This window comes from Actinoplanes sp. NPDC020271, from assembly GCF_044388125.1.
GTDB lineage: Bacteria > Actinomycetota > Actinomycetes > Mycobacteriales > Micromonosporaceae > Actinoplanes.
On sequence record NZ_JBIRWQ010000004.1, the window covers coordinates 199920 to 226119 of the forward strand.

Here is a 26200-nt window from a genome sequence, read left to right on the forward strand (position 1 = left end):
ATAAGCGAAGCCTTAAAAGTGACGCCGGAGCGTCGTACCCGCCGACTAGGTTCATCGATGCGGACCGGCGCCACGGGGGCGCCGGTCCGTCCAGATCAGAGAGTCGTCTCGCGGAGCAGGTTCTCGGCCGCCGCGCGGGCACGTTCGCGCAGCTCAGGCGGCGACTCGATGGTGAACGGCGCGCCCAGCACGCCCAGCACGAGCGTCGGCCAGCCGAGGTCGTCGACGTTCATCCGGAGGCGGCAGACGCCGTCGCGCACCTCTTCGCAGTCGCCCCAGTGGCCGACCATCCCGCGGATCGTCGACGGTGACGCCTGGACCAGCACCGACACGTCGTACCGGTTGGGGATGGCTCTTATCCGCGACCGCAGCCAGGCCACCGGGTCGCCGCCGGGGATCTCGCGCGGGCGGAAACGGGCGCCGGTCAGGGTGGGCGCGGCGATCCGGTCGACCCGGAAGTTCCGCCAGTCGGCGCGGTCGAGGTCCCAGGCCAGCAGGTACCACTTGCGGCCGAGCGGGACGAGCCGGTGCGGTTCGACGTGCCGGCGGTTGAGGGCGCCGTCGCGCGGGCTGTAGTCGAAGCGCAGGCGTTCCTCGCCCCGGGTCGCCATGGCGATCGTGGTCAGCACCCCGGCGTCCAGCACCGGCCCGCCGCCGAGGGCGCCGGGGCTGGTCACCGCCTGCAACGCGTCGATCCGCCGGCGCAACCGGGGCGGGAGCAGCTGGATCACCTTGGCGAGCGCCCGCACCGAGGTCTCCTCGAACCCGGCGACCGCCCCGGCCGCGGCGGTGCGCAGACCGACCGCGATCGCCACGGCCTCCTCGTCGTCGAGCAGCAGCGGCGGCACCGCGGCACCGGCCTTGAGCTGGTATCCCCCGGCCACGCCGCGGCTGGCGCCGACCGGGTAGCCCAGTTCCCGCAGCCGGTCGACGTCGCGGCGCAGGGTGCGCGGGGAGACCTCGAGGCGGTCGGCCAGCTCGGAGCCGGGCCAGTAACGGTGGGTCTGCAGCAGCGACAGCAGCCGCAGCATCCGGGCACTCGTGTTCGCCATGGCTTCAGGCTCCCACCGATTGCGGCCAGGAACTGACCCCAAAAGACTTTCCCGGTGTACGGGCGATGCAGCGCTCCGATTGACAGACCCGCCCGCTACCTTCTTAACTCGCGCAACATCGCGTCGAGGCGGGAAGGTGGCGGGCAGGCGCATGCTCGGTCGGCGGCGTCGGGACGACGACTTCGGGTCACCCGATTTCGAGGAGAGCGGGTGGGAGCGCGAGTCGCCGGAGGAGCGGTCCCGGGTCGGCTCACGCTGGCGGGCGCGCCGCCGGGGGTCGCTGCGCCAGCTGCTGGACGGGCTGATCCGCCCGCCGGAGACCGCCGTGACCGTCCGCCGGGGCAACCCGCACGCCGTCGTCGACTGCGCGGTCTACGCCGGTGGCGCTCGCCGCGCCGAGCCGGGGCATCCGCGTCAGATGCCGTACGTGGAGGCGGCCCGCCTGGCCCGGCGCCGCCGCAACGCGTTCGTCTGGCTCGGCCTGCACGAGCCGGACCAGGCCACGATGTCCGCGGTCGCGGAGGTTTTCGGCCTGCACGAGCTGGTGGCCGAGCAGGCCACGAGCGGCGGGCACCGGCCTGGGGCGGAAACCGCCGGCGATGTGACGCGGCTGGTGCTGCGGGCCGCGCGCTATGTCGAGCACGACCGGCTCACCGACACTTCCGAGGTGGTGGAGACGGGCGACATCACGGTGCTGATCGGCCCGTGGTTCGCGATCACGGTGCGGCACGGCCCGGTCGGCCCGCTCTGGCAGGTACGGCAGGAGCTGGAGAAACGGCCGGAGGTGCTGCGTCACGGGCCATGGGCGGTGGCGTATGCGGTCGGCAGCCGCCTGGTCGACAGCTACCTGGACGTGGCCGGTCACGTCGAGCGTGACCTGGAGCGCCTGGAGGAGGAATCCTTCGCGACGGTCCGGAGCACCGGGATCGCCCACATCTACCAGCTGAAACGAGAGATGGTGGAGTTCAAGCGGGCGGTGCTGCCGCTGGCCGAGCCGCTGTCACGCCTGCTGGAGGCGGGCACGCTGCCGGCCGGGCTGCGCCCCTACCTGGTCGACGTGCGGGGGCGGCTGAGCCGGGCGGTGGACCGGGTGGCCGGTTTCGACGACCTGCTCAACTCGATCCTGCAGGCCCGGCTCGCGCAGATCTCGATCGATCAGAACGACGACATGCGCAAGATCGCCGCGTGGGCCGCGATCGCTGCGGTGCCGACGGTGATCGCCGGGATCTACGGGATGAACTTCGACGTCATTCCGGGGCTCGATTCGCGGTACGGGTTCGACGGCACGATCGCCGCGATGGCGGTGCTCTGCGGTGGCCTCTACTGGCGGCTGAAGCGGACCGGCTGGCTCTGATCACCGGCAGTGACCGCGACCAACGTCACAGTTGCCATCCATTTAGGAACTGCCCCACCTGGATACTCTCCAAGTCAGCCGATCGGGCCGGTTTCCACACCGGACGGTGACCCGGACCAGCCTCGTTCGCACTGGACCACAACCACGGCGAGTGACTAGGTTCCCGATTGCGTTGATCTTTGGGGGAGAGTCATGTCCAGCACCAGCCTGACCCTGCGCGAGCGTGCCTGGCTGCCGCTGGAGCAGATCCGCACGATCGGCCCGCTCACCGGGATCACCGCGGCCGCGGTCCGGGACGCGCTGACCGGCCTGCACCGGGCCGACCCGGAGCACCGGGCGGTCTCCCGGCTGGACCGGGCCGCCGCGGCCTGGGAGCACCTGGACGACGCCGGGTTCGCGGCCCAGGTGCGGGAGGCGGTCACCGACCTCGGGCCGGGACCGCTGGACTTCGAGGCGATGACCCGCAGTCTGCAGGACGAGCCGCTCACCGGCCTCCCGGTGCGCGTGCTGGTCGGCGGTGGGTACGTGGCGGTGCGGGTGTCCCGCGCCTACGGCGACGCCGAGCCGGTCAACGCCCTGCTCCGCGAGCTGGTTCGCGCGGCGTACGCGGGCCGGGCCGCGAGCCTCACCCCGTTCACCGCGCAGCCCTGGGCGTTGCCGAAGGCCTGGCTCAAGCAGGTCGGTCTGCGTCCGAACCGGTGGCGCGGCGGGCTGAGCACCCCGAAACCCCCGCGGCGCGTCCCGGCGGCGACCCGCCCGTGGAAGGCGAGCCTGGTCACGGCGTCGGTCCGCTCGACCCGGGTGCTGGGCGAGATGCGCACGTGGCGGGACCGGCACGGGGTCGGCGCGACCTCGCCGGCGATCGCGCTGGCCGCTTTCGCCGCCGCCCTGGTCGAGCTGGGGCTGGACCCGGATCTGTCCGGCGGGTTGTTCCTCGCCGACGCGCGCTGGCGTCTCGGCCAGGCCGCGGGCGTCGACGGCAACTTCAGCATCGGGTCGTACCTGTCGCCGCAGAGCTTGATCAACCCCGGGCCGATCGACGAGACGTTCACCGCGGAGCTGGCCGGCGGCCGGATCCTGACGTCGATGCTGCTGCGGTCGGGGCGGCTGCTGGTGACCCGCGCGCCGCGCACCCCGGAGCCGTACCCGGAGGAGATCGCGATCGAGCCGCGCCCGCGGCTGGTCCTCGACGATCAGGGGCGGCACGACCTGCTCGGCGACCTGCCGTGGGGCGCCGATCCGGCCGGGCGGATCGACCAGAGCGCGCTGGCGTACTGCGAGCCGGAGGACGTGGTGCTGGCGATCAGCGAGATGGACGGCGTCCTGCATCTGGACGCGACGTTCCATTCCACGACGTACGACCCGGTGGTCGTGCAGCGGGCGCTGGACCTGGTCTGCAGCGACCCCGCCGGTTTGATCACGGCTGCCGCCCGCTGACGGAGGAGCGCACGGCCGGGGCAAGCCGGCCGCGCGCCCTTTCCGTCCGGGTCAGGTCAGTGGTGACCGCTGCCCTGACCCGGCCCACCGTGGCCCTGGCCACCCTGTCGGTGCCCGCACGGGCCGCCGGGCTTGGGCTGGAAAAGCCCGGATAATCGCATTTTTTCCGAGAAGAAACGCAACGTGGACAAAGCGTCATTGACGGCCGGCCGAAAAGACGGTGCCGCCACAGGACTGAAACAAGGGCCGCAGGGTAACGGGAAACCATGGCGGAGAAGGCGGAAGACCTCGGCGAACCGGTCGCCTACCAGGTCCTGCGAAAGGGCGTGCCGGTCTACGCGCTCAACGGCGACACGGTCGGCACCGTGGAACAGGTCCTCGCCGACGAACGCGAGGACCTGTTCCACGGGCTACTGATCACGACTCCCGATGGGCCTCGCGTCGCCACCGGCACGCAGGTGGCCGAGCTCTACGAGCGGGGCGCGATCGTCACCGAGACGGCCGACCGGCTGCCACGGCCGAGCGCGGATCTGCCCGAGGGGCGCCACGAGGCGAGTGGGCTGAAACGGGCGTGGGACTGGCTGGTCCAGCCCCACTGACCCGTACGCGCAAGAGCTCTGGGGGGTTTGACCCTTACTGCTGACCGCGGTCGCGGTAGGTCCAGTTGCCGTTGCCGAGGGTGCCCCGGCCGGTCGACTGACGCGCCGCCTGCTCGGCCTGCTGCGCCATCCGGGCGTCGATGCGGGCCTTCAGGTACTCACTGGCGGCGCGGTCCTCCTCGCTGGGCGCGGCCATCAGCGCGTAGACCATGCCGAGGATCGCGAAGACGACCGTGACACCGATCGGGACCAGCAGTGAACCGGCGGTGGCGCCCTGGATCGTGCCGAAGTGCTGCTCCTCGGTCACCGACATCGCGGACATGCCGGTGAAGTGCATGCCGTTGACCGCGATGCCCATGACCAGGGCGGAGATGAAGATGACCACGGGCTTGCGGACCACCAGGGTGAGCCAGAGCGCGACCGTGGCGGCGACCACGGCGATCACCACGGAAAGAAGGACCCGCGAGCCGGCGTAGTGGATCTCGCCGTCCAGGCGCATCGCGGCCATGCCGGTGTAGTGCATCGCGGCGACACCCAGGCCGGCCAGCACCCCGCCGACCAGGATCCGCAGGTTGCGCGCGCCGTTGCCGAGCAGCGCGATGGCCAGGCCGGCCCCGACCGCGACGACCGCGATCAGCACGCTGGCGGCGGTCAGGCCCACGTCGTAGCGCACCTGGGTGCCGACCACCTCGAAGCCCAGCATCGCGACGAAGTGCATGGTCCAGATGCCGGTGGCGCCGATCGCCAGCGTCGACAGGACCAGCCACCAGCCCTTCTCGGCGTTGGTCCGGGCCGAGCGCAGCCGCACCGCGCCGATCAGCCCGAGCAGCGAGCCGAGCACGGACAGCACATAGCTGAACGTCGGGGTCACCCATCCGTGGTCAAAATGATGGATCTCCGCCATGGTGCCGCGCTCCCTCGCCTCAAGAGTTCTGCCGCGCTGCATCCTGCCGGACCCCCATCGCAGCCGTCACCGATTGTGATCCAAGTTTCGTTACGAGCACACGAGCAGATGATCTCGATTTGGGTCACGGTTGATGGCGCATCGACCGAACTGCCGATATCGGACATGCGTTTTGCCTCGTCGCGGCGACATAGTCCGCTTTCTGTTACGAAGCAACTACAAATAGGGCGATATCGTTATCGACGGGCGTAAACATAACTTCAAGTAACGAATGTGAAGTGGGTCAGCGCGCGGGAGACAGCAGGCTGAGCGCGGCCGACCGTTGCGAGTGAAGGATCTGCACGGTGTCCTCGGTGCAGGTGCCGGGCTTCTCATCCATCACACAGAGAGTGCCCACGACGTGACCCTCCGGGGAATGCAAAGGCACGCTGGCGTACGACCGGACGCCGCTCACCGCGAACAGAGGCGTGTCCGCGTACTCCTCGTTCTCCCGGCTGTCCGCGATCAGCACCGGCACGTCCTCGGCCACCACGATCGCGTCCGGCGACCACTCGGCCGGCACACCGCCCGCCTCCCGGACCCACATCGGCAGCCCGAACGACCCGGCCACCACCACGCTGTCGTTGAGCACCAGCGTGATCGCCGCGGTCGGCAGCTTGGTCAGCACGGCCAGCCGCTCGGCGAACGCGTCCAGTCCACCGGCGGCGTGCGCGGGCCGGGTCAGGAAGTCGGAGACGGCCAGCAGCCGGGGGACGTCGGCCAGCTGGGCCGTCGTGTCGTGGTGCGCCTCCCGTGCGGCCAGCAGCTCGCTGGTCGCCTCCAGCAGGTGCCGCGGGCGGACCGGCTTGGAGATCGTCACGTCGCAGAGGTGGCGCGCGGCGGCCGGCGTCGCGGCGGACAGCATGATCACCGGGATGGCCGCGGTGCCCTCCTCGGCGCGCAGCCGGTCGGCCACCTCGAGACCGGTCATGCCGGGCATGTGGTGGTCGAGAATGACCAGGTCAGGACTGGCCTTGCCGATCAGGTCCAGTGCGGCCGCGCCGTTCGGGGCGGTCTGCACGGCGTGGCCCGCGTTGCTCAGCACCGTGCTCAGCAGCTCGGCGATGTCCCGGTCGTCCTCCGCGATCACGATGGACGCCATGGCCCGCTCCCCTCGGTCAGCCGACGAACGTTCCGACCCTAAACCCGGCGCGGGGAACCGGTTCGCCGAACGCGAAAGATCGGACGGTCACGCCGCCCAAGCCAGGTCGGCCGACCGGATCCGGGACAGCAAGGCCGCGATCCAGGCCGACTCGGCGGCCACCAGCCCGTGCCAGTAATCGTGCTCCAGGGTGCGCAGCTCGGTCATCGCCGCCGCCCCGGCCGGCCGCGCCGCCTGCTCCCGCGCCAGGCGCTCGGCCCGCTCCGACAGCAGCGCCACGGCCCGATCGGCGGGGAGACTCCCCAGGTACGCCACCGCGAGCGCGAAATCCACCGAGGCGACCGGGGTGTCGCGCAGGCCGGACTCGACCTTCTCCCGGAAGCCGGCGACACCCGCCTCGGTCAGCTCGAACACCGTCCGCGGCGGCCGGTTGCCGACCTGACCGGGCTCGCGCGCCACCACCAGGCCCGCCCGGTGCAGCGACTTGAGCAGGGTCGTCACCGTGCTGCGGGTCGCGGACAGCTGCGCATAACGCCCCCGCAGGCGGGTGGCCAGGTCGTAGGCGTGCGCCGGCCGCTCCCCGAGGAACCCGAGGATGGGCAGCACCAGACTGTTCCGTGAGGCATCCAGCGGCATGGAGCAACGTTATGGGCGTATACACCTAGAGACAACCCAATATTGACCTTGATCTCCGATTCCGGCCCGGATGGCGTACTGGCGTACACCCGTAGGGTGAGTCGGGTGGAACCACTGACGAACTGGGCCGGCAACATCACCTTCGGCGCGCGGCAGGTCCTGCGCCCGCGCACCCTCGACGAGGCCCGCGAGCAGATCGCGGCCGCCACGAAACTGCGCGTGCTGGGCAGCGGACACTCGTTCAACCACCTCGCCGACACCGACGGCGACCTGCTCTCGCTGGCCGGGCTCCCCCGGACCGTCGAGATCGCGCCGGACCGCGCGACCGTCCGCGTCGACGGCGGCATCCGGTACGGCGACCTCGCCGCCCGCCTGCACGCCGAAGGCCTCGCCCTGCACAACATGGCGTCGCTGCCGCACATCTCGGTGGCCGGCGCGGTCGCCACCGCCACCCACGGCTCCGGAGTCGGCAACGGCAACCTGGCCACCGCGGTCGCCGGCGTCGAGATCGTCCGCGCCGACGGCGAACTGGTCACCCTGACCCGCGGCGACGCGGACTTCCCGGGCTCGGTGGCGGCGCTCGGCGCGCTCGGGGCGGTGGTCGCGCTCACCCTGGACGTGCAGCCGGCGTTCGAGCTGCGGCAGTACGTCTACGAGACGTTGCCGGCCACGTCCGTACGCGCGAATCTGCCCTTGATCCTCGCCGACGGATACAGCGTCAGCCTCTTCACGCGCTGGACCGGCATCGACGTCGACCAGGTGTGGCTCAAACGACGCGAGCCGATGACCGGGCCGGAATTCCACGGCGCGACCCTGGCCGACGGGCCGCGCCACCCGGTGCCCGGCATGCCGGCCGAGAACTGCACCCAGCAGGGCGGTGTGCCCGGCCCGTGGCACGAGCGGCTGCCGCACTTCCGGATGGAGTTCACCCCCAGCAGCGGCGAAGAACTGCAGTCCGAGTGGCACGTCCCACTGTCGCGTGCCAACGACGCCCTCGATGCGGTGGCCCAGATCCGCGAGCGCGTCGCGGACGTCCTGCAGGTCTCCGAGATCCGCACGATCGCCGCCGACGACCTCTGGCTGTCCCCCAATTACCAGCGGGACAGTCTGGCGCTGCACTTCACCTGGATCGCCGACACCGAGGCGGTGCTGCCGGTCGTCGCCGACGTGGAGAAGGTCCTCGCCCCGCTCGACCCGCGCCCGCACCTCGGCAAGATCTTCACCAGCGCGCCGGAGCTGCCGCGGGTGGCCGACTTCACGGCGCTGGCGGGGCGCTTCGACCCGACCGGCAAGTTCCGCAACGACTTCCTCGACCGCCTCCTCGGATGAGCGCCGCCGCGAGCCGGTTCTCGGATGAGGGCCCGGCCACCCTCGAGTAGCCGGCGCGGGCGGGCCGGCATTCCCCGTCCTGGACTCCGGCGGGCTGGGCGGCGCGGCCCACCCGGCGCAGCACGGCCTGGTCGGCAAGATCAAGAAAAGTCGGCCGGGCCGGCCGGCCTGTGCGGTCAGCAGCCGCAGGTGGCACCGGCCGGGGCGGTCAGCTCGTCGGCGGGGCGGGACCACTCGCCCCGCTCGTCGTGCACCGGGAAGCCCTCCCGTACCCAGTACTCGTAGCCGCCGATCATCTCCTTGACCTGGTAGCCGAGCTTGGCGAACTCCAGCGCCGCCCGCGTCGCCCCGTTGCACCCCGGCCCCCAGCAGTAGGTGACCACCGCCGTGCCGGCCGGGATCAGCGCGGCGGCCCGCGTGGCGATCTCCCGCGTCGGCAGGTGCACCGCGCCCGGAAGGCGCCCCTGCCGCCACGACTCGTCACTGCGGGAGTCGACGACGATCACGCCGGGAGTGCCGGCCGCCACGTCCGCATGGACGTCGCTGACGTCGGTCTCGAAGCGGAGCCGGTTGCTGAAGTGTTCGATCGCACTGGTCATGGCGTTGATCGTGCCGCCCGGCGGCGAAACGGCCCAGTGGCGTGGATGCCATCCACCGCTAACATCTCGCCATGCTCACCATCGGGAAACGCGGACGGCCGGTGACGGTTCTGGCGTTCGACGGCATGTCCGTCTTCGAGCTCGGCATCGTGTCCGAGGTGTTCGGGCTGCCCCGCCCCGAGTTCGACCGGCCCTGGTACGAGCTGACCGTCTGCGCCGAGACCCCCGGCCCGGTGCGGGTGATCGGCGGTGCGTCCCTGCACACCGGGCACGGGCTGGACACGTTCGCGGCCGGCGAGATCGTGATCGTTCCCGGCGTGCCCGACGTCCGGGCCGACCCGTCCCCGGCGCTCGTCGCGGCGCTGCGTGCGGCCCACGCCCGGGGCGCGCGGATCATGTCGATCTGCTCGGGAGCGTTCGCGCTGGCCGGGGCGGGTCTGCTGGACGGTCGCCGGGCCACCACGCACTGGCGGTACGCGGAGATCCTGCGCGCCCGCCACCCGTCCGTCGAGGTGGATGCGGACGTCCTCTACCTCGACGACGGTGACGTGCTGACCAGCGCCGGCAGCGCCGCCGGGCTGGATCTGTGCCTGCACGTGATCCGCCGTGACCACGGGCCGGCGATCGCCAACGCGGTCGCCCGCCGCCTGGTCGTCCCGCCGCACCGTGACGGTGGCCAGGCCCAGTTCATCGAGGCTCCGGTGACCGAGGACCCGGCCGACGACCGCTTGACCCGCAGCATGGAGTGGGCGCTGGGGAACCTCGCCGGTCCGATCACCGTCGACGTGCTGGCCCGGCGCGCGCACATGTCGGCCCGCACCTACCTGCGGCATTTCGCGCGGGCGACCGGCACGACGCCGATCCGCTGGCTGATCGGGCAGCGGGTGCACGCGAGCCTGGCTCTGCTGGAGACGACCGCCAGCCCGATCGAGGAGGTGGCCGCCGCGGTCGGCTTCGATTCCCCGGTCACGTTCCGGCATCACTTCACGCAGGTGATGCGGACGTCGCCGTCGTCCTACCGCAGGGCGTTCCGGTCCGGCCCCTCGTAGGTCAGCCCGGCGAAGAGCACGTCGGCCCGGGTCCGCGCGGAGAACAGGTACCGCCCGTGCTCGCCCGGCTCGGTGCCCTGGCCGGCGAAGACCCGATCCTCGTCCGACTTCGCCGCCACGGCCGCCGGGCACGAAGCGGTGACGTCCTTCCCCGCGTCGGCGGTGAACCGTTTCGCCGCCCAGCCGGCCAGCGCCGCGCACGCCTCCGGGGTCCCCGTCGTGGACCAGACCAGGGTGAACCCGTTCGCCCCGAGCAGGACCGGGTTGCCGTCCTGCTGCGTCCATTCGGTCTGGTCGGACACGTCCAGTCCCGGGTCGGAGACCAGCTGCCAGCCGGACGGCCCGCCGTAGGCCAGCACCCCTTGCAGGGCCGCGTCCCGCTCGTCGGTGGGCGACGGCGGCCGGGTCCAGACCCATGCGGCGAGTGCGACCACCACGACGACCAGGATGCCGAGCGCGACGACGATCGGCCGCCGGCGGCGCGGGACGGTGACGGGCTCGGCGGGGCTTGTCTCGGTCACCGACCCAGTGTCACTCACCTCGCCAGACCGTCACGCCACCGGGCTGCACGGTCACCGCGCCGGACAGTGCGCGCCCGGTCAGCGCGTCGGTTCCCGGCCCCGGCAGCGGCACGATTTCCGGCGTCGCGCCGTGGTTGAACAGGAACAGCAGGTCACCACGCCGCACCGCCTCCACCTCGGGCGGCAACCCGGGCAGCACGGGTGCCACTCCGGCCTCGGCGGTCACCCGGTCCAGCAGCCGTCGCAGGTCGTCGTCGCCGAGACCGGGCGAGACATACCAGGCCACGCCGTCGCCGAGCCGGTTCCGGGTGATCGCCGGCGCGCCCGCCAGCACGTCCCCCGCATACCGCACCACGGTCTCGGCGCCGGCCGTCTCCACCCGCTCGCTCCAGCGAATGCCCTGGTCACCGTTGTCCAGCGCGATGGTGGTGCCGGGCGCGAGCGGGCGCCACTCCACCACCCGCACCCCCAGGACGTCGCGGAACGCACCGGGATAGCCGCCGAGCCGGATCCGCCCCGCCAGGTCCGCGATCCCGCTGAGATGCCCCACGACCAGGTGCCCGCCACCGGCCACGAAGTCCCGCAGCGCCGCCGCGTCCTCGTCGGAGACCAGGAACAGATGCGGCAGGAAGACGACCCGGTACGCCGCGAGCCGCGCCTCGAACCCCTCCTGCCCCGGGAACACGAAGTCGGTGGCGACGCCCGACCGGTACAGCGCCCGGTGCACCTGCCGCACCGCCGCCGGGTAGTCGATGTCCGCGGCCGGCAGCCCGCCCCCTTGCAGCGCCCACCACGACGGCGCGTCCCAGCTCACCGCCACCCGGGCGTCGACCGGGCCACCGGCGTACGGCGCGAGCGTCCTCAGCGCTCGGCCCAGCCCGACCGCCTCGCGGAACACCGGACTGTCCGGCCCGGCGTGCGGCACCAGCGCCGAGTGGAACAGCTCCGCCCCGCCGCGTGGCTGCCGCCACTGGAAGTACATCGCGCCGCGCGAGCCCCGGGCCACATAGTTCAGGCTGTGCCGGGTCAGCCGCCCGGGTTCCTTGGCGTGCATCCGCCCCGGCGTGTAGATCAGGTTCGGCGCGGTCTCCATCAGCAGCCACTCGCCGCCCGCCCAGCCCCGGGCCAGGTCAGCGCCGAACGCCGTTTCCGCCTCGCCCTCGGCGTCGGCCGCGGCCGGATAGTGATCGACCGCGACGAGGTCCACTTCGGATGCCCAGCGCGCGTGATCGACGCTGACCCAGCCGCCCTGCACGAAGTTCGTCGTGACCGGCACCTGCGGGCCGGCCGCCCGGAGCAGGTCGCGCTGCTCGGCGAACGCCGCCAGCAACTCGTCCGACAAAAAGCGCCGGAAGTCCAGCACGTGGGCCGGATTCGGCAGGTACTGCGTGGCGCGCGGCGGCATGATCTGCGCCCACTCGGAGTAGCGCTGACTCCAGAACGCCGTGGTCCACGACTCGTTCAGCGTGTCCAGATCGCCGTGCTTCTTCTGCAGCCAGGACCGGAACGCCGACGCGGTCAGATCACAGCGGCAATCCGTCCCGTACTCGTTGTGGACGTGCCAGAGCGCCAGGGCCGGATGCCGCGCATAGCGCCCGGCCAGTTCGGTGGCGATCCGGCGGGCGGCCGCGCGGTAGGCCGGCGCGGAGACGCAGTACGTGTCCCGGCTCCCGTGCGTCAGCCGGACCCCGTCCGCGGTCACCGGCAGTCCTTCCGGGTGTGCCAGCGTGAACCACGGCGGCGGCGAGGCGGTCGGGGTGGCGAGCGCGACGCGGATGCCGCCCTCGTGCAGCCGGTCCATGATGCGGTCGAGCCACCCGAACTCGAAGCGCCCCTCCTCCGGCTCGAGGTGGGACCAGGCGAAGACGCCGAGCGAGACCATGGTGACGCCGGCCTGGCGCATCAGTGCGACATCCTCGGCCCAGACCTCTTCGGACCACTGCTCGGGGTTGTAGTCGCCACCGAAGAACAGCATCACACCACCTTGATTTTAGTTTGACATCTAAACAAACTAGGCATCGTGACCAGCTCCGTCAATCCACCGTCCTCGCCTCCGGGCCTCCACTCTTCCCCTCCGGCCGCACGGGCGGCCACGGGGCGGACCCCCGAATCTCCGGAGGACAACCCGGGGGTGACAGCCTCCACCGAGGACTGGGAACACGCGCTGATCACCGGGAACGGACGGCAGGGGGCGCTCTGCTACGGCTCCCCCGCGGCGCTGCGGTTCACCCTCGCCCACGAGGACGTCTTCCAGCCGGTCACCGAGCCGCTTCCCGCGCCGGCGACCGCCGCCGCCCTGCCCCACCTGCGGCAACTGCTGGCGGACGGCCGTTACGCCGAGGCCGCCACCACGGTCGTGGACCTGGCCGTCGCGGAGCATCCCGGGTACGCCGGGACGCGCTGGATCGACCCGCTGATCGGCACGGCGACGCTGACGTTCACCCCCGACCGGCCGGGAGACGGCTGGTCGCGGGGCACGGACTTCGGCACCGGGGTGGTCCGCGCGGGATGGGACGGGGTGAGCTGCGAGGCGTTCTTCTCCCGCCCGGCCGATGCCTTGTTCATCCGGGTCACCGGCTGCGACGGGAGGCTGTCCCTGACGCCGATCCACGGGACCCCGGAGAGTCCGATCGAGGCCGAGCTGACCGAGGGGCCCGGGTCGCTCACCCTGACCGCCCGGTTCGGCGGCGCGACCTGGGCCGGGGCGCTGGACGGATACACCGTGACGGTGCGCTCATGGCGTACGCCGATCGGGGTTGTGATCGCGGCCCGGACCACGCCGGGCCTGGAGTCGCGGGACTTCAGCGAGCGGCCGGATTTCGACGCCTTGCTCGCCGAGCACGTCCGGGTCCATGGCGACCTGATCGGCCGGACCCGGCTGACCCTGCCGGACCGGCGCACCGGACTGCTCTTCGACGCCGGGCGCTACGCGATCATCAGCAGCACCGGGGCCCGGCCGCCGACGTTGCAGGGTGTCTGGAGCGGCACGTATTCACCGCCGTGGCGCAGCGGCTGGACCATCGACGGCAACCTGCAGGCTGCCCTGCTCGCGGTGCACACGACGGGGACGCCCGAGCTCATGCCGCCGCTGTTCGACCTGCTCGACGCGCTGCGCGAGGATCTGCGGGAGAACGCGCGGCGGCTCTACGGACTGCCCGGACTGTACGCGCCCGCCCATCTCGGCACGCACGGCAAACAGAACCATTTCGGCCCGGTCTGGTGCCTGACGTTCTGGACCGCCGGCGCGGCCTGGCTGGGCCGGCTCTACCTGGAACACTGGCAGCACACCGGTGACCAGGGCTTCCTACGCGATCGGGCGCTGCCGTTCCTGCGCGAGGTGGCCGAGTTCCACCTCGCGTTCGTGCAGGTCGTGGACGGGCAGGCCCGGTTCAGCCCGTCGTATTCGCCGGAGAATCATCCGCGGAACACCGGCTCGCAGGCCAGTGTGGACGCGACACTGGACGCGCGGGCCGGCGGTGACGTGCTGCGCGCGCTGCTCGACCTGGACGCGGGCCATCCCCGGGCGCAACGCTGGCGGGCGTTGCTGGAGGCGTTGCCGCCCTACCGCATCACGGAGGCCGGTGAGCTGGCCGAATGGCTCGACCCACGCTTCGACGACAACCATGCGCATCGGCACAGCAGCCACCTCTGTTCGCTGTACTACGGCGGCGATCCGGACCTTCTCGACGACCCCGCGCTGCGCGCCGCCGCGGTCCGGACGGTCCGGGAACGCCTGCGGTGGTGGCTGAGCGAGGACTCCGACGAAATGGGGTACGGCCTGGGCCTGCTCGGCGTGGCCGCGGCCCGGCTGGGTCTCGCCGAGGAGGCGCACGCGGCGCTGACCCGGCTGTCGGACGCCTACTGGCGACCGAACCTGGTACCGACCCACAACCGCGATCACATGTTCAACGTGGACCTGGCCGGCGCGTATCCGGCCCTGGTCGCCGCGATGCTGCTGGCCAGCCGGGACGTCGGCCCGGACGGGGTCGCGCGGCTGCACCTGCTGCCCGCGCTCCCGCGCGAGTGGCCGGCCGGAAGTGTTCAGGGTCTGACCGCTCGTGGCCCAGTCCGGGTCGACCTGACCTGGCGTCCGGGGTCAGGGGAGGCCACCCTGACCTCGGCGCTGCCCCGGACCGCGGAGGTGACCTGGCCGGGCGGCACCGTCACGGTCACCCTCGCACCCGGCGTGCCGCACCGGCTGAGCCTGACCGGCTGAGATGAACCGCCGGGCCGGACCGGAGCTGGGATCCGGACCCGCCCGGCGGCCGCCCTGTCAGCCCTTGATCGCGCCCACGATCACGCCCTTGGTGAAGTGCCGCTGCACGAACGGGTAGACGATCAGGGCCGGCACCAGCGTCACCACGACGACGGCCATCTTGATCGCGAGGTTCGGCGGTGCGGTGTAGCCGATGCCGGGCAGGTGCACGACCGTTCCGGCGCCCGCGTTGGTCGGGGACTGACCGGCGAGGATGAACATCTGCAGGACGCGCTGGACCGGTTGGAGATCGTTGCGGTCGAGGTAGAGGACCGCGTTGAAGAACGTGTTCCAGTACCCGACCGCGTAGAACAAGCCGACCACCGCGGTGACCGCTTTTGCCAGCGGCAGCACGATGCGGAACAGGATGCGGAACTCGCCGGCGCCGTCGATGCGGGCGCTGTCCAGCAGTTCGGACGGGATGCCCATGAAGAACGCGCGCAGGACGACCAGGTTGAACGCGCTCACCGCGGCCGGCGCGATCAGGGCCAGCAGGTTGTCCTTGAGTCCGAGACCGGTCACCACCAGGTAGCTCGGGATCATGCCGGGATAGATCAGGAAGGTGAGCAGGAAGTAGAACAGGATCGGGCGGTGCAGCAGCGTGCCGGTGCGCGACAGCCCGTACGCCGCGAGCACCGTCACGCTCAGGCTCACCGCCGTGCCGATCACCGTCACGATCGTGCTGACCAGCACCGCGTCGGTCACCTGGCCACCGGAGAAGATCACGATGTACGCGGATGGATTGAACTCGCGCGGGAGGAAGACGTACCCACCGGCGTTGTTGATCGTCTCGGTCGACGACAGGCTGGTGACCACGACGACCCAGAGCGGCACGACGACGATCGCGATGACGATCGCGATGACCGTGCCCTTGCCGAGCTGGCCGAGCCGGGACGGTTTCTCCTCCCACGCCGGCCGTCCGCTGGGCCGCCGCGGTTTCAGAGCAGCAAGAGTGGTCATTTCTTCGAGTAGATCCCTTGCTCGCCGAGCTTGTGGGCGACCTTGTTGGCGCCCAGGATGAGCAGCAGGCCGACCAGGGCCTTGAACAGGCCCGCGGCCGCACCGACGCCCCACTGCTGGACCCCGATGCCCTGGAAGTAGACGTAGGTGTCGAGCACTTCGGAGGCGTCCCGTCCGACCGCCTCGCGTTGCAGGTAGAACTGCTCGAAGCCGACATTGAGCGCGTCGCCGAGGCGCAGGATCAGCAGCAGCACGATGACCGGTCGCAGGCCGGGCAGGGTGACGTGCCAGAACCGTCGGCGGCGGCCGGCGCCGTCGGCCGCGGCCGCCTCGTAGAGGTTCGGGTCGATGGCGGCCAGCGCGGCCAGGAAGACGATCATGCCCCAACCGGCGTCCTTCCAGATCGCCTGCGAGGTGATCAGAAAGTAGAAGGTGTCCGGGTTCGTCATGAAATCCGGCGCGGTGAATCCGGCGTCGCGCGCGGTCTGCGCGATCAGCCCGGCGCCGCCGAGCATCATCTGGAACAGCGAGACGACCAGCACCCAGCTGAAGAAGTGCGGCAGGTAGACGACGCTCTGCACCAGCGAGCGGATCCGCGGCGACATGATGCTGTTCATCAGCATCGCCAGCAGGATCGGGATCGGGAAGTAGAAGACCAGCTGGAACGCGGTGATCCCGAGGGTGTTGCGGACCGCCTCCCAGAACGCCGGGGTCTCGAAGAGGTACTGGAAGTTGCCGAACCCGATCCACTCGCTGGCGAGGAACGCCTGGATCGGCGAGTCACCGGCGAACGGGTTGTAGTCCTGGAACGCGATGACGTTGCCGAGAGCGGGCAGGTAGTGGAAGACCGCCAGCAGCAACATCGCCGGCACACACATGAGCATGAGCGGCCAGTCGCGACGCAAGCGCGCCGCCACTGACATCTTCGAAGAAACCGCCTCTTTGGTACGAGGTGCAGCCGCGGCCTCCACTATCGACGGCGCACTCATCGGCCGTTGTCCGCCAGCACCTTGGCGTAGAAGTCGCGCGCCTTGTCACCGCCGCCGGCCTTCCACTCCGAGACGACCTTCTGGAAGTCGGAGAGCGGACGCCGCCCGCGCAGGATGTCGGTGACCTTGTCCTGGGTGGGCTGCTCGATCGCGGCCTGCTCGGTCGGCACCTCGACCTTGATGCCCTCCCACGGGTTCTTCTCCAGGTACTTGGTGGCGTCGTTGCCCCAGCCGACCAGGTCCTTCGCGTAGTTCGGCAGGTCGGGGTCGCTGACCACCACGGCGGGGCGGCCGCCGAGGAAGATGAACTGGTTGGCGAACTCCTTGGTGAAGGTCTCGTTGGTCTTCGGGGCGCCGCTCGCGTCCCGGGTGAAGTGGGTGCCCTCGACGCCGTAGTTCTGCAGCTCCCACTCCTTGGTGCCGAACGGCGCCGCCGTGTAGTTGAGCACGCGCAGCAGCTCCTTGGTCCGGTCCTCGCCGAGCCCCTTCTTGATGAAGGTCCACATGATCGACGGGGTGCCGCCCCAGCGGACGGGGGGCGTGCTCCCATCCGCCCCGAACACCTTGACGGCCTGCATGTTGAAGCCCTTGCCCTCCCGCGTCTTCTCGCGCTGCGTCTCCTTCCAGGAGCCGAGACCCGTGGCGTACGAGAAAATCTTGCCGCCCTTGAAGAGCGTGGTCACGTCACCGCCCTTGCTGCTGGCCAGGTCGGGGTGGATCAGCTTCTCGGAGTAGATCCGGGCCATCCACTCGACCGCCCGCTGGTACTGCGGCGTCTCGTAGCGGTGCATGACCTTGCCGTCAGCGGTCTTGAACCAGCCGTTCTGCGAGCCGGGGTTGCCGCAGATCTGCAGCACCTCCTGGAAGATGTCGCCGAACGCCCACTCACCCTTGTCCGGGTCGGTGAACTTCCTGCCGAACTCGTAGAGCGAGTCCAGCGAGGTCGGAGCGGCGATGCCGCGCTGGTCGGCGACGTCCTGCCGGATGAAGAGCGCGGTCGGGTAGGGCGAGTCGGTCGGGAACGGGACGCCCATCAGCTTGCCGCCCCAGACCGAGTCCTTCCAGGCCGCCGTGTCCAGGCCGGCCAGCAGCGGGTACGCGCTCGCCTTGTCCCCGGCCAGGTACGGCGTCAGGTCCTCGAACAGCACGTGCACGCCGTCGGAGAACCGCGCCAGTTTGCTGATCTCCCAGCCCGGGATGCAGGTCAGCTCGGGCACGTCCCGCGCGCCGAGCATGGTGTTCAGCTTGTCGCCGTACGTGTTGCCGTCCTGCACGCTGAACGTGATCGTGCCGCCCAGGTCGGCGCCGACCGCCTCGACGTACTTGTTCGAGGTCGGCGGGGCGGGCCCCCACCACGGGGTGGTCGCGGTGACCGGTTTTCCGCTGGTGATCGCCTTCTCGGTGATCGCGTCCACGAGGCTCGTCGGGTACTTCACGTAGCCGTCGGCCATCGGGCGGATGCCCTTGACGTCCGGCGCCAACAGGTTGGAGTCCTTGAACGTGGGCACGACGCCGGCGGCCTGCTCGGCGTTGGTGGCGGTGCCCGTGGAGCCGGGCTTCTTGCTGCAGCCCTCCAGGGCTCCCAGGCCGGCCATCGAGGCCGCGCCGAGACCGGCCAGGCCCAGGAAAGTACGCCTGCTCGTAGACGCGCCCACGGCGCACCTGCCTTCCTATGTGACTTGACAGTGTTTCTAGGCTTTAGTTTGTCCAGGCTCTAAACTAAGTGCATCGAAGACAAGCTAACTGACGCGGCGCAACCCGACAAGGTGCGGGTGGGAGCGCACCCACGGCGGGATGCGGCAAGATTGTTCACAGCATTGAGCCGGTGACCGGAGAGCGGAGCTTGACTTGACCACCACCCGGGCCGAACCTCAGCCGGCCGACTTCGCGGACGTGCGCACCACCAACCTCGCGGTGGTGCTGCGCCATCTGCGCACCCACGGCCCGAGCTCACGCGCCGCCATCGCGGCGACGACCGGGCTGACCAAGGCAACCGTCTCCAGCCTGACCGGTGATCTGATCGGCCACCGGCTGCTCCGGGAGACCGGGCTCAGCGGCAACCGGATCGGGCGGCCGGCAACCGCGCTGGCCCTGGACGGTTCGGCCTACGCGGCGATCGGCCTCCAGATCGCGTCCGGACAGCTGACAGCCCTGGCCGTGGACTATGCGGGCGATCAACTGCTGTTGTGGCACCGGGCGTACCAGCCTGGCCGGCTGAACAGCGAGATCGTCGCGCTCGCCCAGCGGGCCGCGTCGCGCGTCCGTCAGCAGGGCCGCCACCTGCTCGGGCTGACCGTGGCCTCGCCCTCCCCCGACCTGCGTGAGCTGCTCACCGGCTCGCTGCGCCAGAAGGACCTGGTCGTCACCGTCGCCGGCCACGCGACGCTGGCCGCCGTCGCCGAGCAGCGGCAGAGCGGACAGCCGGGTCGCGACCTGGCCTATGTCGCGGGCGTCGCCGGCCTGGAGGCCGGCCTGATCCTGGACGGTCACGTCGTCCGCGGCGGCCGGCTCGGTGGTTTCACGCTGGGCCCAGCCGGCTCGCCCACCCTGCAGGACCAGGCCGGGATCGAGCCACTGGTCCGACGCGCGCTGCCCGATTTTGATCAGGCAGCCCTGATCGACCTCGGCCCCGCCGTGGCGCAGGTCGCCACCCGCGCGCGGGCCGGCGACGAGGTGGCCCTGGCCGCGCTGACCCACACCGGCACCTACCTCGGCCAAGGCCTCGCGGCCCTGACGAACCTGGTCAGCCCGGATGTCTTGGTCCTCGGCGACCATTACGCCACGCTCGCCGACTGGCTGATCCCGGCCGCCACCGCCGAGTTGAGCCGCCACGCGGCCGTCCCGGAGTGCGGTCTGATCGCGTCCACACTGGGCCTGCATGCCGCCGCCCTGGGCGGTGCGGTGTCCCATCTTGATCAGGTCGACACGGGACGAATCCCGCAGCCGGTCGGCTGATTCATCGATGTAACGATCGATGACCAAACATGCCTGCCGCACCTTGACCTAGTCCTGAGGAGGGTGCGAGCCTCAGGGAACTTCGTCCGAAACATTCGCGAAACCACTCGCGTGGATTTCTTCGCTCGGTTATCGAAGCGCTTCGACGCATGACTTGGGAGCGCTCCAACGGCCGGGCACGGCCCCGAAGGAACACGTTGTGATGACCGAATCCCCCTCTCGCGTCGTCTTTCGCGACCCGCAGCAGAAGCTCGCCACCCGGGTCTCCGACCTGCTCGCCCGGCTCAGCCCGGCCGAGAAGATCGCCCTGCTCCACCAGCACCAGGCACCCGTCCCCGCACTCGGCATGGCCGGCTTCCGCACCGGCACCGAAGCGCTGCACGGCGTCGCCTGGCTCGGCACCGCCACCGTCTTCCCCCAGGCGATCGGCCTCGCCAGCAGCTGGAACCCGGACCTGCTCCGACGGGTCGGCGAAGCAGTCGGCACCGAGGTGCGCGCCATGCACCACGCCGACCCGGACCGCGTCGGCCTCAACGTCTGGGCGCCCGTCGTCAACCTCCTGCGTGACCCCCGATGGGGCCGCAACGAAGAGGGATACTCCGAGGACCCGTGGCTGACCGGGATGCTGAGCACCGCATACGCCGGCGGGCTGCGCGGCGACCACCCGCAATGGCTGCGGACCGCGCCGACCCTCAAACACTTCCTGGCCTACAACAACGAGACCGAGCGGTGCCTGACCAGCAGCAACCTGCCCCCACGGGTGCTGCACGAATACGAGCTGCCGGCCTTCCGACCGGCGATCGAAGCCGGCGCGGCAGTCGCGGTGATGGCGTCCTACAACCTGATCAACGGACGGCCCACCCACGTGAGCCCGCTGATCAACGAGGTGCTGCGCGGCTGGTCCTCCGACGACCTGATGGTCGTCGGCGACGCCTACGCGGTCCACAACATCGCCGGTGACCAGCGTTGGGAGGACGACCACGTGGCCGGCTTCGCGGCCGCGCTGCGCGCCGGCATCGATTGCGTGACCGAAGAAGGCGACGACGCCGCGCCGACCATCGCCCGGTACACCTCGGCGCTGGAACGCGGACTGATCAGCGAGTCCGACGTGGACGCGGCGGTACGGCACATCCTGTCCGTACGGATCCGGCTCGGCGAGTTCAACCCGGCCGAAGACCCGTACCGTGACACCGGCCCCCACGTGATCGCCTGCGCGGCCCATCGGGAACTGGCCCGGGAAGCGGCACGCGCCTCCGTAGTCCTGCTCAGCAACGACGGGATCCTGCCGCTGGACCCGGCCACGGCCGGGCGGATCGCGGTGATCGGGCCACTCGGCGACGCGGTGTTCGACGACTGGTACAGCGGGACGCCGCCGTACCGGCAGACCTTGCGTTCCTCCCTGAACGACGTGCTGTCGCGCTGGTCCCCGGGCGACAGCACATCCCATCCGTCCCCCGGCGACGTGCTCTTCCACGAGGGCGTCGACCGGGTGTCGCTGCGGGCCGCGGGTGGCACACTGGTCACCTCCGACGACGGGCTGCGGATCGGGAACGCCGCATCGCTCTTCGACGTCCTCGACTGGGGGCAGGAGACGATCTCGCTGCGGGCCGTGACAAGCGGCCGCTACCTCGGCTACGACGGGGACGTGCTCCGCGACGACCAGCCCGGACCGAACGGGTGGGAGGTCAAAGAAACCTTCGAATTCGTTCCCGCGGGCACCTCCCCGGGCGGCGTGGCGCTGCGGCACCTGCAGACCGGGAACTTCCTGCGAGCCGGCACGGACGAGCTGGTGCGCCCCGACGCGCCCGAACTGGCCGACGCCACGGTTTTCACCGTCGACGTGCTGGTGGACGGAGTCACCGCAGCCGCGGCGGTGGCGGCTTCCGCCGACGTCGTGCTGCTCGCCCTCGGCAGCCACCCGATGGTCTGCGGACGGGAGACGATCGACCGGCGGGACCTCGACCTGCCCGGCGGCCAGGACGAGCTGATGCGGGCGGTCCGGGCGGCCAACCCCCGTACCGTCCTGATCTTGACCAGCAGTTATCCCTACGTGATCGGCTGGGCCAAGGAGAATCTGCCGGCTGTGGTGTGGTCGGCGCACGGTGGTCAGGAACACGGGGCGGGGCTAGCCGACGTGCTGCTCGGGGCAGAACCGGGCGGGCGGCTGACGCAGACCTGGTATGCCGACGACAGCGAACTGCCGGAGCTGCTGGACTACGACATCATCGCGACGGACGCGACGTATCTGTACTACCGGGGGACGCCGCTGTTCCCTTTCGGTCACGGATTGAGCTACACCGATTTCCAGTACGCCGATCTCCGTGTCACCGCTTCGGGGCCCTCCCCCTCCCCTCCCACCTCCGTCGAGAGCGTGCTCTCGGTGGATCCGGCCGGCACGGTCACGGTCAGCGTGGACGTCATCAACGTCGGCACGCGCCCCGGCGACGAGGTCGTGCAGCTCTACACCCGGCAGCAGCACTCCCGGGTCAAGCAGCCGTTACGCCGCCTGCGTGAGCACCGGCGCGTGCACCTCGCACCTGGCGAACGCACCCGTGTCTCATTCACCCTGGACGTCGCCGAGCTGGCTTTCTGGGACGTCACGCGCTCCCGCTGGGTGGTCGAGCAGGCGGCGCACACCATCGCGGTCGGCCGCTCCAGCCTCGACTGGGCGCTGACCGCGACGCTACGCGTCCGCGGCGAGGTGATCCCGCCACGCACGGCCCGCTCCGGCTTGCGATTGATCGACAATGATGCGTACGCCGGAACAACGCCCGTGGCGATCGCCGCCGAACCCGGCGAGGCGCTGCGCAGCGTCGCACCCGATGCCTGGGCCCTCTTCGCCGGTGTCGACCTGAACGGTGGCCTTCAGCAGATCTCCGTGCTCGCTTCCACGGGCCTCACCTCCCTCATCGATTCGTCGCCGGTCACCTCGCCGGAGGTTGCATCGTTCGCTGATTCCGCGGGCGGCAGCGCCACCGTCACCCTGCGCCTGGATGATCCGTTCACCGGACCGATCCTGGCGATTCTCACGATTCCGCAGGCCGGCGGCCGTTTCGACGTCGCCTCCGCCCGGGCGCCGATCGGCCCGGTCAGTGGCGTGCACGATGTCTTCGTCGTCTTCGACCAGCCCGGCATCGCGGTGGCAACCCTAGCCTTTTCCTGACCGGCTGCCGGGGTTGTCCACAGCCGCCCGCCGGCCACCCGTTGTCCACAGCTCGGCCCGGCCGGCCTCGCGTTGTCCACAGCTCCGCTCGGCGGCTCCGCGTTGTCCACAGCTCCGCTCGGGCGGCTCCGCGTTGTCCACAGGCGGGAAAGAAGGGCCACCGGTGATCGCGTTCGCCTGGCAGAGTCGTGGGCGCAAGCAGGAACCGAACGGGGAGACAACGATGACGACTACGGGGCAGGTGGCGGCATTCGCCGGGGTGATCGCGCTGGCCGCGGCGTCGCCCGGGCCGGATTTCGCCGTGGTGGTGCGGCGTTCGATGGTCGCCGGGCGGCGGCACGGCGTGGTGGCCGGGCTGGGCGTGGCGACCGGCGTGTTCGTCTGGTCGGTCGCCGCCGCGCTGGGTGTCGCCGCGCTCTTGGAGGCCTCGGCGGTGGCTTTCACCGTGGTCAAGCTCGCCGGTGCGGCCTATCTGCTGTGGCTGGGCGTGACCGCCCTGCTCGCGGCGCGTCGGGGTGGCGCCGCGCCGGCGGTATCAGCGGATCGGGTGGCCGCTGCTCACCTGCGGGTCTCCTACCGGGGCGGGTTGCTCTGCAACGTCCTCAACCCGAAGTGCGGTGTCTTCTTCATGGCGGTCCTCCCCCAGTTCGTCCCGGTCGACGGTCGCCCCGATGACGTGCTGCTGCTCTCCACGGTCGCTGTGGTCGTCACGGTCGCCTGGTTCACGGTCGTCGCGACGCTGGTCGCCGCCCTGCGCCGGGGGCTGTCCCGGCCGCGGGTCCGCCGCGCGCTCGACGCCGCCACCGGGACCGTGATGGTGGCCCTCGGCCTGCGGCTCGCCGCCACCAGCGCCTGATGCGGTATGCACGGGCGTCGGTGCAGGCCGGCGGCACGATCGCGGTCGCGGTTCTCGCCGCGCTCAGCTGGTTCGGCTGGATGGGGTGGGACCGGCAGTATCAGACGGATCCGGCCACCGCGACGACCAGTGGTCCCTACGAGGCGTGGCAGGTGATCGGCTGTGCGCTGACGCTCGTCGCGCTCTTCGCCGGGGCGGTGGCCGCGGGCATCCGGCCGGTGCTGGTCTCGGTCGCGCTGACCGTGGCCTTCACCGCCGCCTGGACCGTCACCGCGGCGGCCCACGACGACAGTGGGCTCTTCGCGGTCGGCACCGTCCTGCTGTTCGTCGGTCTCGCCATCGCCACGTCGGTGGCGTCCACGATCGCTGTCGCCCTCCGGAGCCGCCGCCGCTAGGTGTGATGTCCAGCCGGGCCGCGTTCAGCCGGCCGCCCGCTGCTCTCGCTCCGGCGGACTGGCAGCGGTGCCGGATCGGGTGCGCCAACCGGAGCGCAGCTGTGCTTAGAGTTCCGGGTCCCGCCAGGTCAGCGCGGTGCGGTCGAGGTGCTGGCCGTTGTCCCCGAGCATCATGGTGACGTGGTTGATCCGGGCCTGGCGTCGAAGGTGTCGCCCAGGTTCCAGCCGGGCTGCATGGCGGCGACGGCCGCCTGCTCACCAGGGCGGCGCGGCGCCGGCAGCGACCGGCTCGACCAGAGCGAGGGTGGCGGTCGGAGCCAGGCTCAACAACCTGCCGAGCATGGCGCTCCTTCGCCAGCACGGGGGCTCGGTCTCGAGCAGATCATGTTCGGACGTTGAACTACGCCAATCGGTGCACATAGATGCGGGCCATCTCGGCGGCGGGGGGACTAACGCCTGCCGGGACGGCCCGCAGTGTCCAGCCGCATCGGACCCGTTCCGTCGTCGAAGGGATCCCGCCAGGTCGCACATAGGTGAACACTCCGCGTTCAGCGCACGGAGTCCAGTACTCGGAGTATTCCGCAAAAAGGCCGATCCACGGAATACGAACCTTTCCCGGAACCAATTCCAGCGGGAGCTCGATCGGGTTCGACATGGCCTTCAACCTGCTAATTTGCAAGTTGCATGCAGTTCCGCTAATGACCCTCCTTTCTGGAATTTGGCACACTGATTTACCGGGAACGCATTGTCCCGGAGCCATTGCTCTTCGTAGTCTGATGGTCAACTGTCATCGATCGACATAAGTGCGATGAAGCGGGGCAGCCATGCAGATCAAAGTCATCGACCAGATCACCGATGAAGAGATGCACGTGGCCGCGTGGGAACTCTACGAGCGAGCACTCGGAGAGATGCGTTCCCTTGCGGTGCAACGACACCTCATGTACCGGTCCGAGTTCGACGAGGTCATGCGCGACCTGCGGATCGACAAGTACCTCTGCTACGACGACGACGGCACGTTGCGCGGGTTGTCCACCTTCAGCAACGACCTGCGCGCCATGCCTCTCATCTCACCGGAGTACTTCGAACGCCGCTGGCCCGAGCTCTACCATGGCCGGAACATCTGGTACGCCGGTTTTGTAGCGGTCGACCGTGCGGCCCGTGGGTCCCGTGCCCTGCTCGAGCTGATGGAAGCCATGTACCACACTGCTTCCGCGAACAACGGCATGATCGCTCTCGACTTCTGCCGGTACAACGACAGCAAGCGGAACATGGGCAAGGCCACCGAACGGATCCTCGGCCGATTCGCACGCGGGGTGATTCGCGCCGAACGGATGGACGAGGAACAGTTCTGGTCCTACGAGTTCCCGGCTGCTGCCTGAACCCTCAGATTCGGGCCATAGGCTGCCTCCACATGGCCCAGAGCGGGGGCCCGTCAGGCAGCTCGATCACGGTCCGGACCTGGTAGCCGTGACGAAGGTAAAGATCGCGATTGCGCGGGTCGTTCGCCTCGAGATAGGCGGGAATGCCCGCACTGTCGAGCCGGGCGTGATGCCGGTCCAGAAGCGCGCCACCGATGCCGCGGTTCTGCCGGCTCGGACGCACGGCCAGGAACGCCAGGTAGTGATGCGGATCGAGCGGATGGTGGGCTTCGAGCGCGGCGTCCAGCTTCAGGACGCGGTCATGTGCGTCCTCGCTCGCCTCCTTGACCCGCCGGTCGTAGTCGGCCGGTGGCGGGATCAGCGAGGTCAGCGGGAACCACAGCGCGACGCCCGCCATCCGCCCGGTCTCCGCGTCCGACGTGCTGTACACCTCGCCGTACTGAACCGCGTAGTCGACGAAGATCTCGAAGTACCGGGAAGCGTTCCGGCGCCGCATCATCGGATCCGGGTGGAGCCAGCGAGCGACCGGGCCGTCCCACATCGCATCGGCCACGAGCTCGGTGATCTCGGCGGTGTCCAGAGGCGACACGTGCCTGATCACAAGGTCCTGGATGGCGTACGTCATGG

22 protein-coding genes are annotated in these 26200 nt (G+C 70.5%); 11 read left to right on the forward strand and 11 right to left on the reverse strand.

Going from position 1 to position 26200, the window contains the following annotated elements:
- Positions 1-95: 95 nt before the first annotated feature.
- Positions 96-1052 (reverse strand): helix-turn-helix transcriptional regulator, encoded by a 957-nt coding sequence (locus ACH442_RS11110; RefSeq protein WP_396337800.1) that lies wholly within the window; start codon positions 1050-1052, stop codon positions 96-98.
- A gap of 151 nt (positions 1053-1203) precedes the next feature.
- On the opposite strand from ACH442_RS11110, the gene ACH442_RS11115 reads away from it, so the two are divergent.
- The 3 genes from ACH442_RS11115 (at position 1204) to ACH442_RS11125 (ending at position 4442) form a co-directional block, all read left to right on the forward strand.
- The gene (locus ACH442_RS11115; protein ID WP_396337801.1) at positions 1204-2406 is read left to right on the forward strand and encodes a magnesium and cobalt transport protein CorA; all 1203 of its coding nucleotides are present in this window, start codon (positions 1204-1206) and stop codon (positions 2404-2406) included.
- 192 nt (positions 2407-2598) lie between these two features.
- Positions 2599-3843 carry a hypothetical protein gene (locus ACH442_RS11120; protein WP_396337802.1) on the forward strand — a complete coding sequence of 415 codons (1245 nt, stop codon included), beginning with the start codon at positions 2599-2601 and terminating at the stop codon, positions 3841-3843.
- Between the two features lie 266 nt (positions 3844-4109).
- The gene (locus tag ACH442_RS11125; protein ID WP_396337803.1) at positions 4110-4442 is read left to right on the forward strand and encodes a PRC-barrel domain-containing protein; all 333 of its coding nucleotides are present in this window, start codon (positions 4110-4112) and stop codon (positions 4440-4442) included.
- A gap of 34 nt (positions 4443-4476) precedes the next feature.
- Here the strand turns inward: ACH442_RS11125 and ACH442_RS11130 are convergent, their stop codons facing one another.
- From ACH442_RS11130 to ACH442_RS11140, 3 genes are all read right to left on the reverse strand, one after another.
- Entirely contained in the window at positions 4477-5346 is an 870-nt protein-coding gene (locus ACH442_RS11130; RefSeq protein WP_396337804.1) for an MHYT domain-containing protein, read from the reverse strand.
- A gap of 283 nt (positions 5347-5629) precedes the next feature.
- Entirely contained in the window at positions 5630-6487 is an 858-nt protein-coding gene (locus tag ACH442_RS11135; protein WP_396337805.1) for a response regulator, read from the reverse strand.
- Between the two features lie 87 nt (positions 6488-6574).
- Entirely contained in the window at positions 6575-7123 is a 549-nt protein-coding gene (locus ACH442_RS11140; RefSeq protein WP_396337806.1) for a PadR family transcriptional regulator, read from the reverse strand.
- A gap of 105 nt (positions 7124-7228) precedes the next feature.
- Here ACH442_RS11140 and ACH442_RS11145 point away from each other — a divergent pair, with 105 nt between their 5' ends.
- On the forward strand, positions 7229-8452 hold the full coding sequence (locus ACH442_RS11145; RefSeq protein WP_396337807.1) for an FAD-binding protein: 1224 nt from the start codon (positions 7229-7231) through the stop codon (positions 8450-8452).
- A 176-nt stretch (positions 8453-8628) separates the two neighbouring features.
- Here the strand turns inward: ACH442_RS11145 and ACH442_RS11150 are convergent, their stop codons facing one another.
- A complete protein-coding gene (locus tag ACH442_RS11150) occupies positions 8629-9051 on the reverse strand; it encodes a rhodanese-like domain-containing protein (protein WP_396337808.1) in 423 nt (140 codons plus the stop codon).
- Between the two features lie 71 nt (positions 9052-9122).
- On the opposite strand from ACH442_RS11150, the gene ftrA reads away from it, so the two are divergent.
- Positions 9123-10100: a transcriptional regulator FtrA gene (gene ftrA, locus ACH442_RS11155; RefSeq protein ID WP_396337809.1), complete on the forward strand. Its 978-nt coding sequence runs from the start codon at positions 9123-9125 to the stop codon at positions 10098-10100.
- On the opposite strand, the gene ACH442_RS11160 is transcribed toward ftrA, so the two are convergent.
- Positions 10067-10621, reverse strand: coding sequence for a hypothetical protein (locus ACH442_RS11160; RefSeq protein ID WP_396337810.1), 555 nt, complete (start codon positions 10619-10621; stop codon positions 10067-10069). The two genes, ftrA and ACH442_RS11160, sit on opposite strands and share 34 nt — an antisense overlap.
- A 10-nt stretch (positions 10622-10631) precedes the next feature.
- Positions 10632-12596: a beta-galactosidase gene (locus tag ACH442_RS11165; RefSeq protein ID WP_396337811.1), complete on the reverse strand. Its 1965-nt coding sequence runs from the start codon at positions 12594-12596 to the stop codon at positions 10632-10634.
- 156 nt (positions 12597-12752) lie between these two features.
- Between ACH442_RS11165 and ACH442_RS11170 the strand changes: the two genes are divergently transcribed.
- Positions 12753-14837 carry a glycosyl hydrolase family 95 catalytic domain-containing protein gene (locus tag ACH442_RS11170; protein ID WP_396337812.1) on the forward strand — a complete coding sequence of 695 codons (2085 nt, stop codon included), beginning with the start codon at positions 12753-12755 and terminating at the stop codon, positions 14835-14837.
- A gap of 57 nt (positions 14838-14894) precedes the next feature.
- Here the strand turns inward: ACH442_RS11170 and ACH442_RS11175 are convergent, their stop codons facing one another.
- The 3 genes from ACH442_RS11175 to ACH442_RS11185 all read right to left on the reverse strand — a co-directional run bounded on the left by ACH442_RS11175 (position 14895) and on the right by ACH442_RS11185 (position 18480).
- A complete protein-coding gene (locus ACH442_RS11175) occupies positions 14895-15836 on the reverse strand; it encodes a carbohydrate ABC transporter permease (protein WP_396337813.1) in 942 nt (313 codons plus the stop codon).
- Positions 15833-16714 (reverse strand): ABC transporter permease, encoded by an 882-nt coding sequence (locus tag ACH442_RS11180; protein ID WP_396338126.1) that lies wholly within the window; start codon positions 16712-16714, stop codon positions 15833-15835. The genes ACH442_RS11175 and ACH442_RS11180 overlap by 4 nt, the downstream gene beginning before the upstream one ends.
- Before the next feature lie 107 nt (positions 16715-16821).
- Positions 16822-18480: an extracellular solute-binding protein gene (locus ACH442_RS11185; RefSeq protein WP_396337814.1), complete on the reverse strand. Its 1659-nt coding sequence runs from the start codon at positions 18478-18480 to the stop codon at positions 16822-16824.
- Between the two features lie 193 nt (positions 18481-18673).
- Between ACH442_RS11185 and ACH442_RS11190 the strand changes: the two genes are divergently transcribed.
- The 5 genes from ACH442_RS11190 to ACH442_RS11210 all read left to right on the forward strand — a co-directional run bounded on the left by ACH442_RS11190 (position 18674) and on the right by ACH442_RS11210 (position 25573).
- Positions 18674-19780, forward strand: coding sequence for an ROK family protein (locus ACH442_RS11190; RefSeq protein WP_396337815.1), 1107 nt, complete (start codon positions 18674-18676; stop codon positions 19778-19780).
- A 202-nt stretch (positions 19781-19982) separates the two neighbouring features.
- Positions 19983-22943 carry a glycoside hydrolase family 3 C-terminal domain-containing protein gene (locus tag ACH442_RS11195; RefSeq protein WP_396337816.1) on the forward strand — a complete coding sequence of 987 codons (2961 nt, stop codon included), beginning with the start codon at positions 19983-19985 and terminating at the stop codon, positions 22941-22943.
- 223 nt (positions 22944-23166) lie between these two features.
- Positions 23167-23799 (forward strand): LysE family translocator, encoded by a 633-nt coding sequence (locus ACH442_RS11200; RefSeq protein ID WP_396337817.1) that lies wholly within the window; start codon positions 23167-23169, stop codon positions 23797-23799.
- Positions 23799-24194, forward strand: coding sequence for a hypothetical protein (locus ACH442_RS11205; protein WP_396337818.1), 396 nt, complete (start codon positions 23799-23801; stop codon positions 24192-24194). Before ACH442_RS11200 ends, ACH442_RS11205 begins: the two co-directional genes overlap by 1 nt.
- An 824-nt stretch (positions 24195-25018) precedes the next feature.
- Positions 25019-25573, forward strand: coding sequence for a hypothetical protein (locus ACH442_RS11210; RefSeq protein WP_396337819.1), 555 nt, complete (start codon positions 25019-25021; stop codon positions 25571-25573).
- Between the two features lie 4 nt (positions 25574-25577).
- Here ACH442_RS11210 and ACH442_RS11215 read toward each other — a convergent pair whose 3' ends face one another.
- Positions 25578-26198, reverse strand: a complete 621-nt coding sequence (locus ACH442_RS11215; protein WP_396337820.1) for a GNAT family N-acetyltransferase — start codon at positions 26196-26198, stop codon at positions 25578-25580.
- Positions 26199-26200 lie beyond the last annotated feature (2 nt).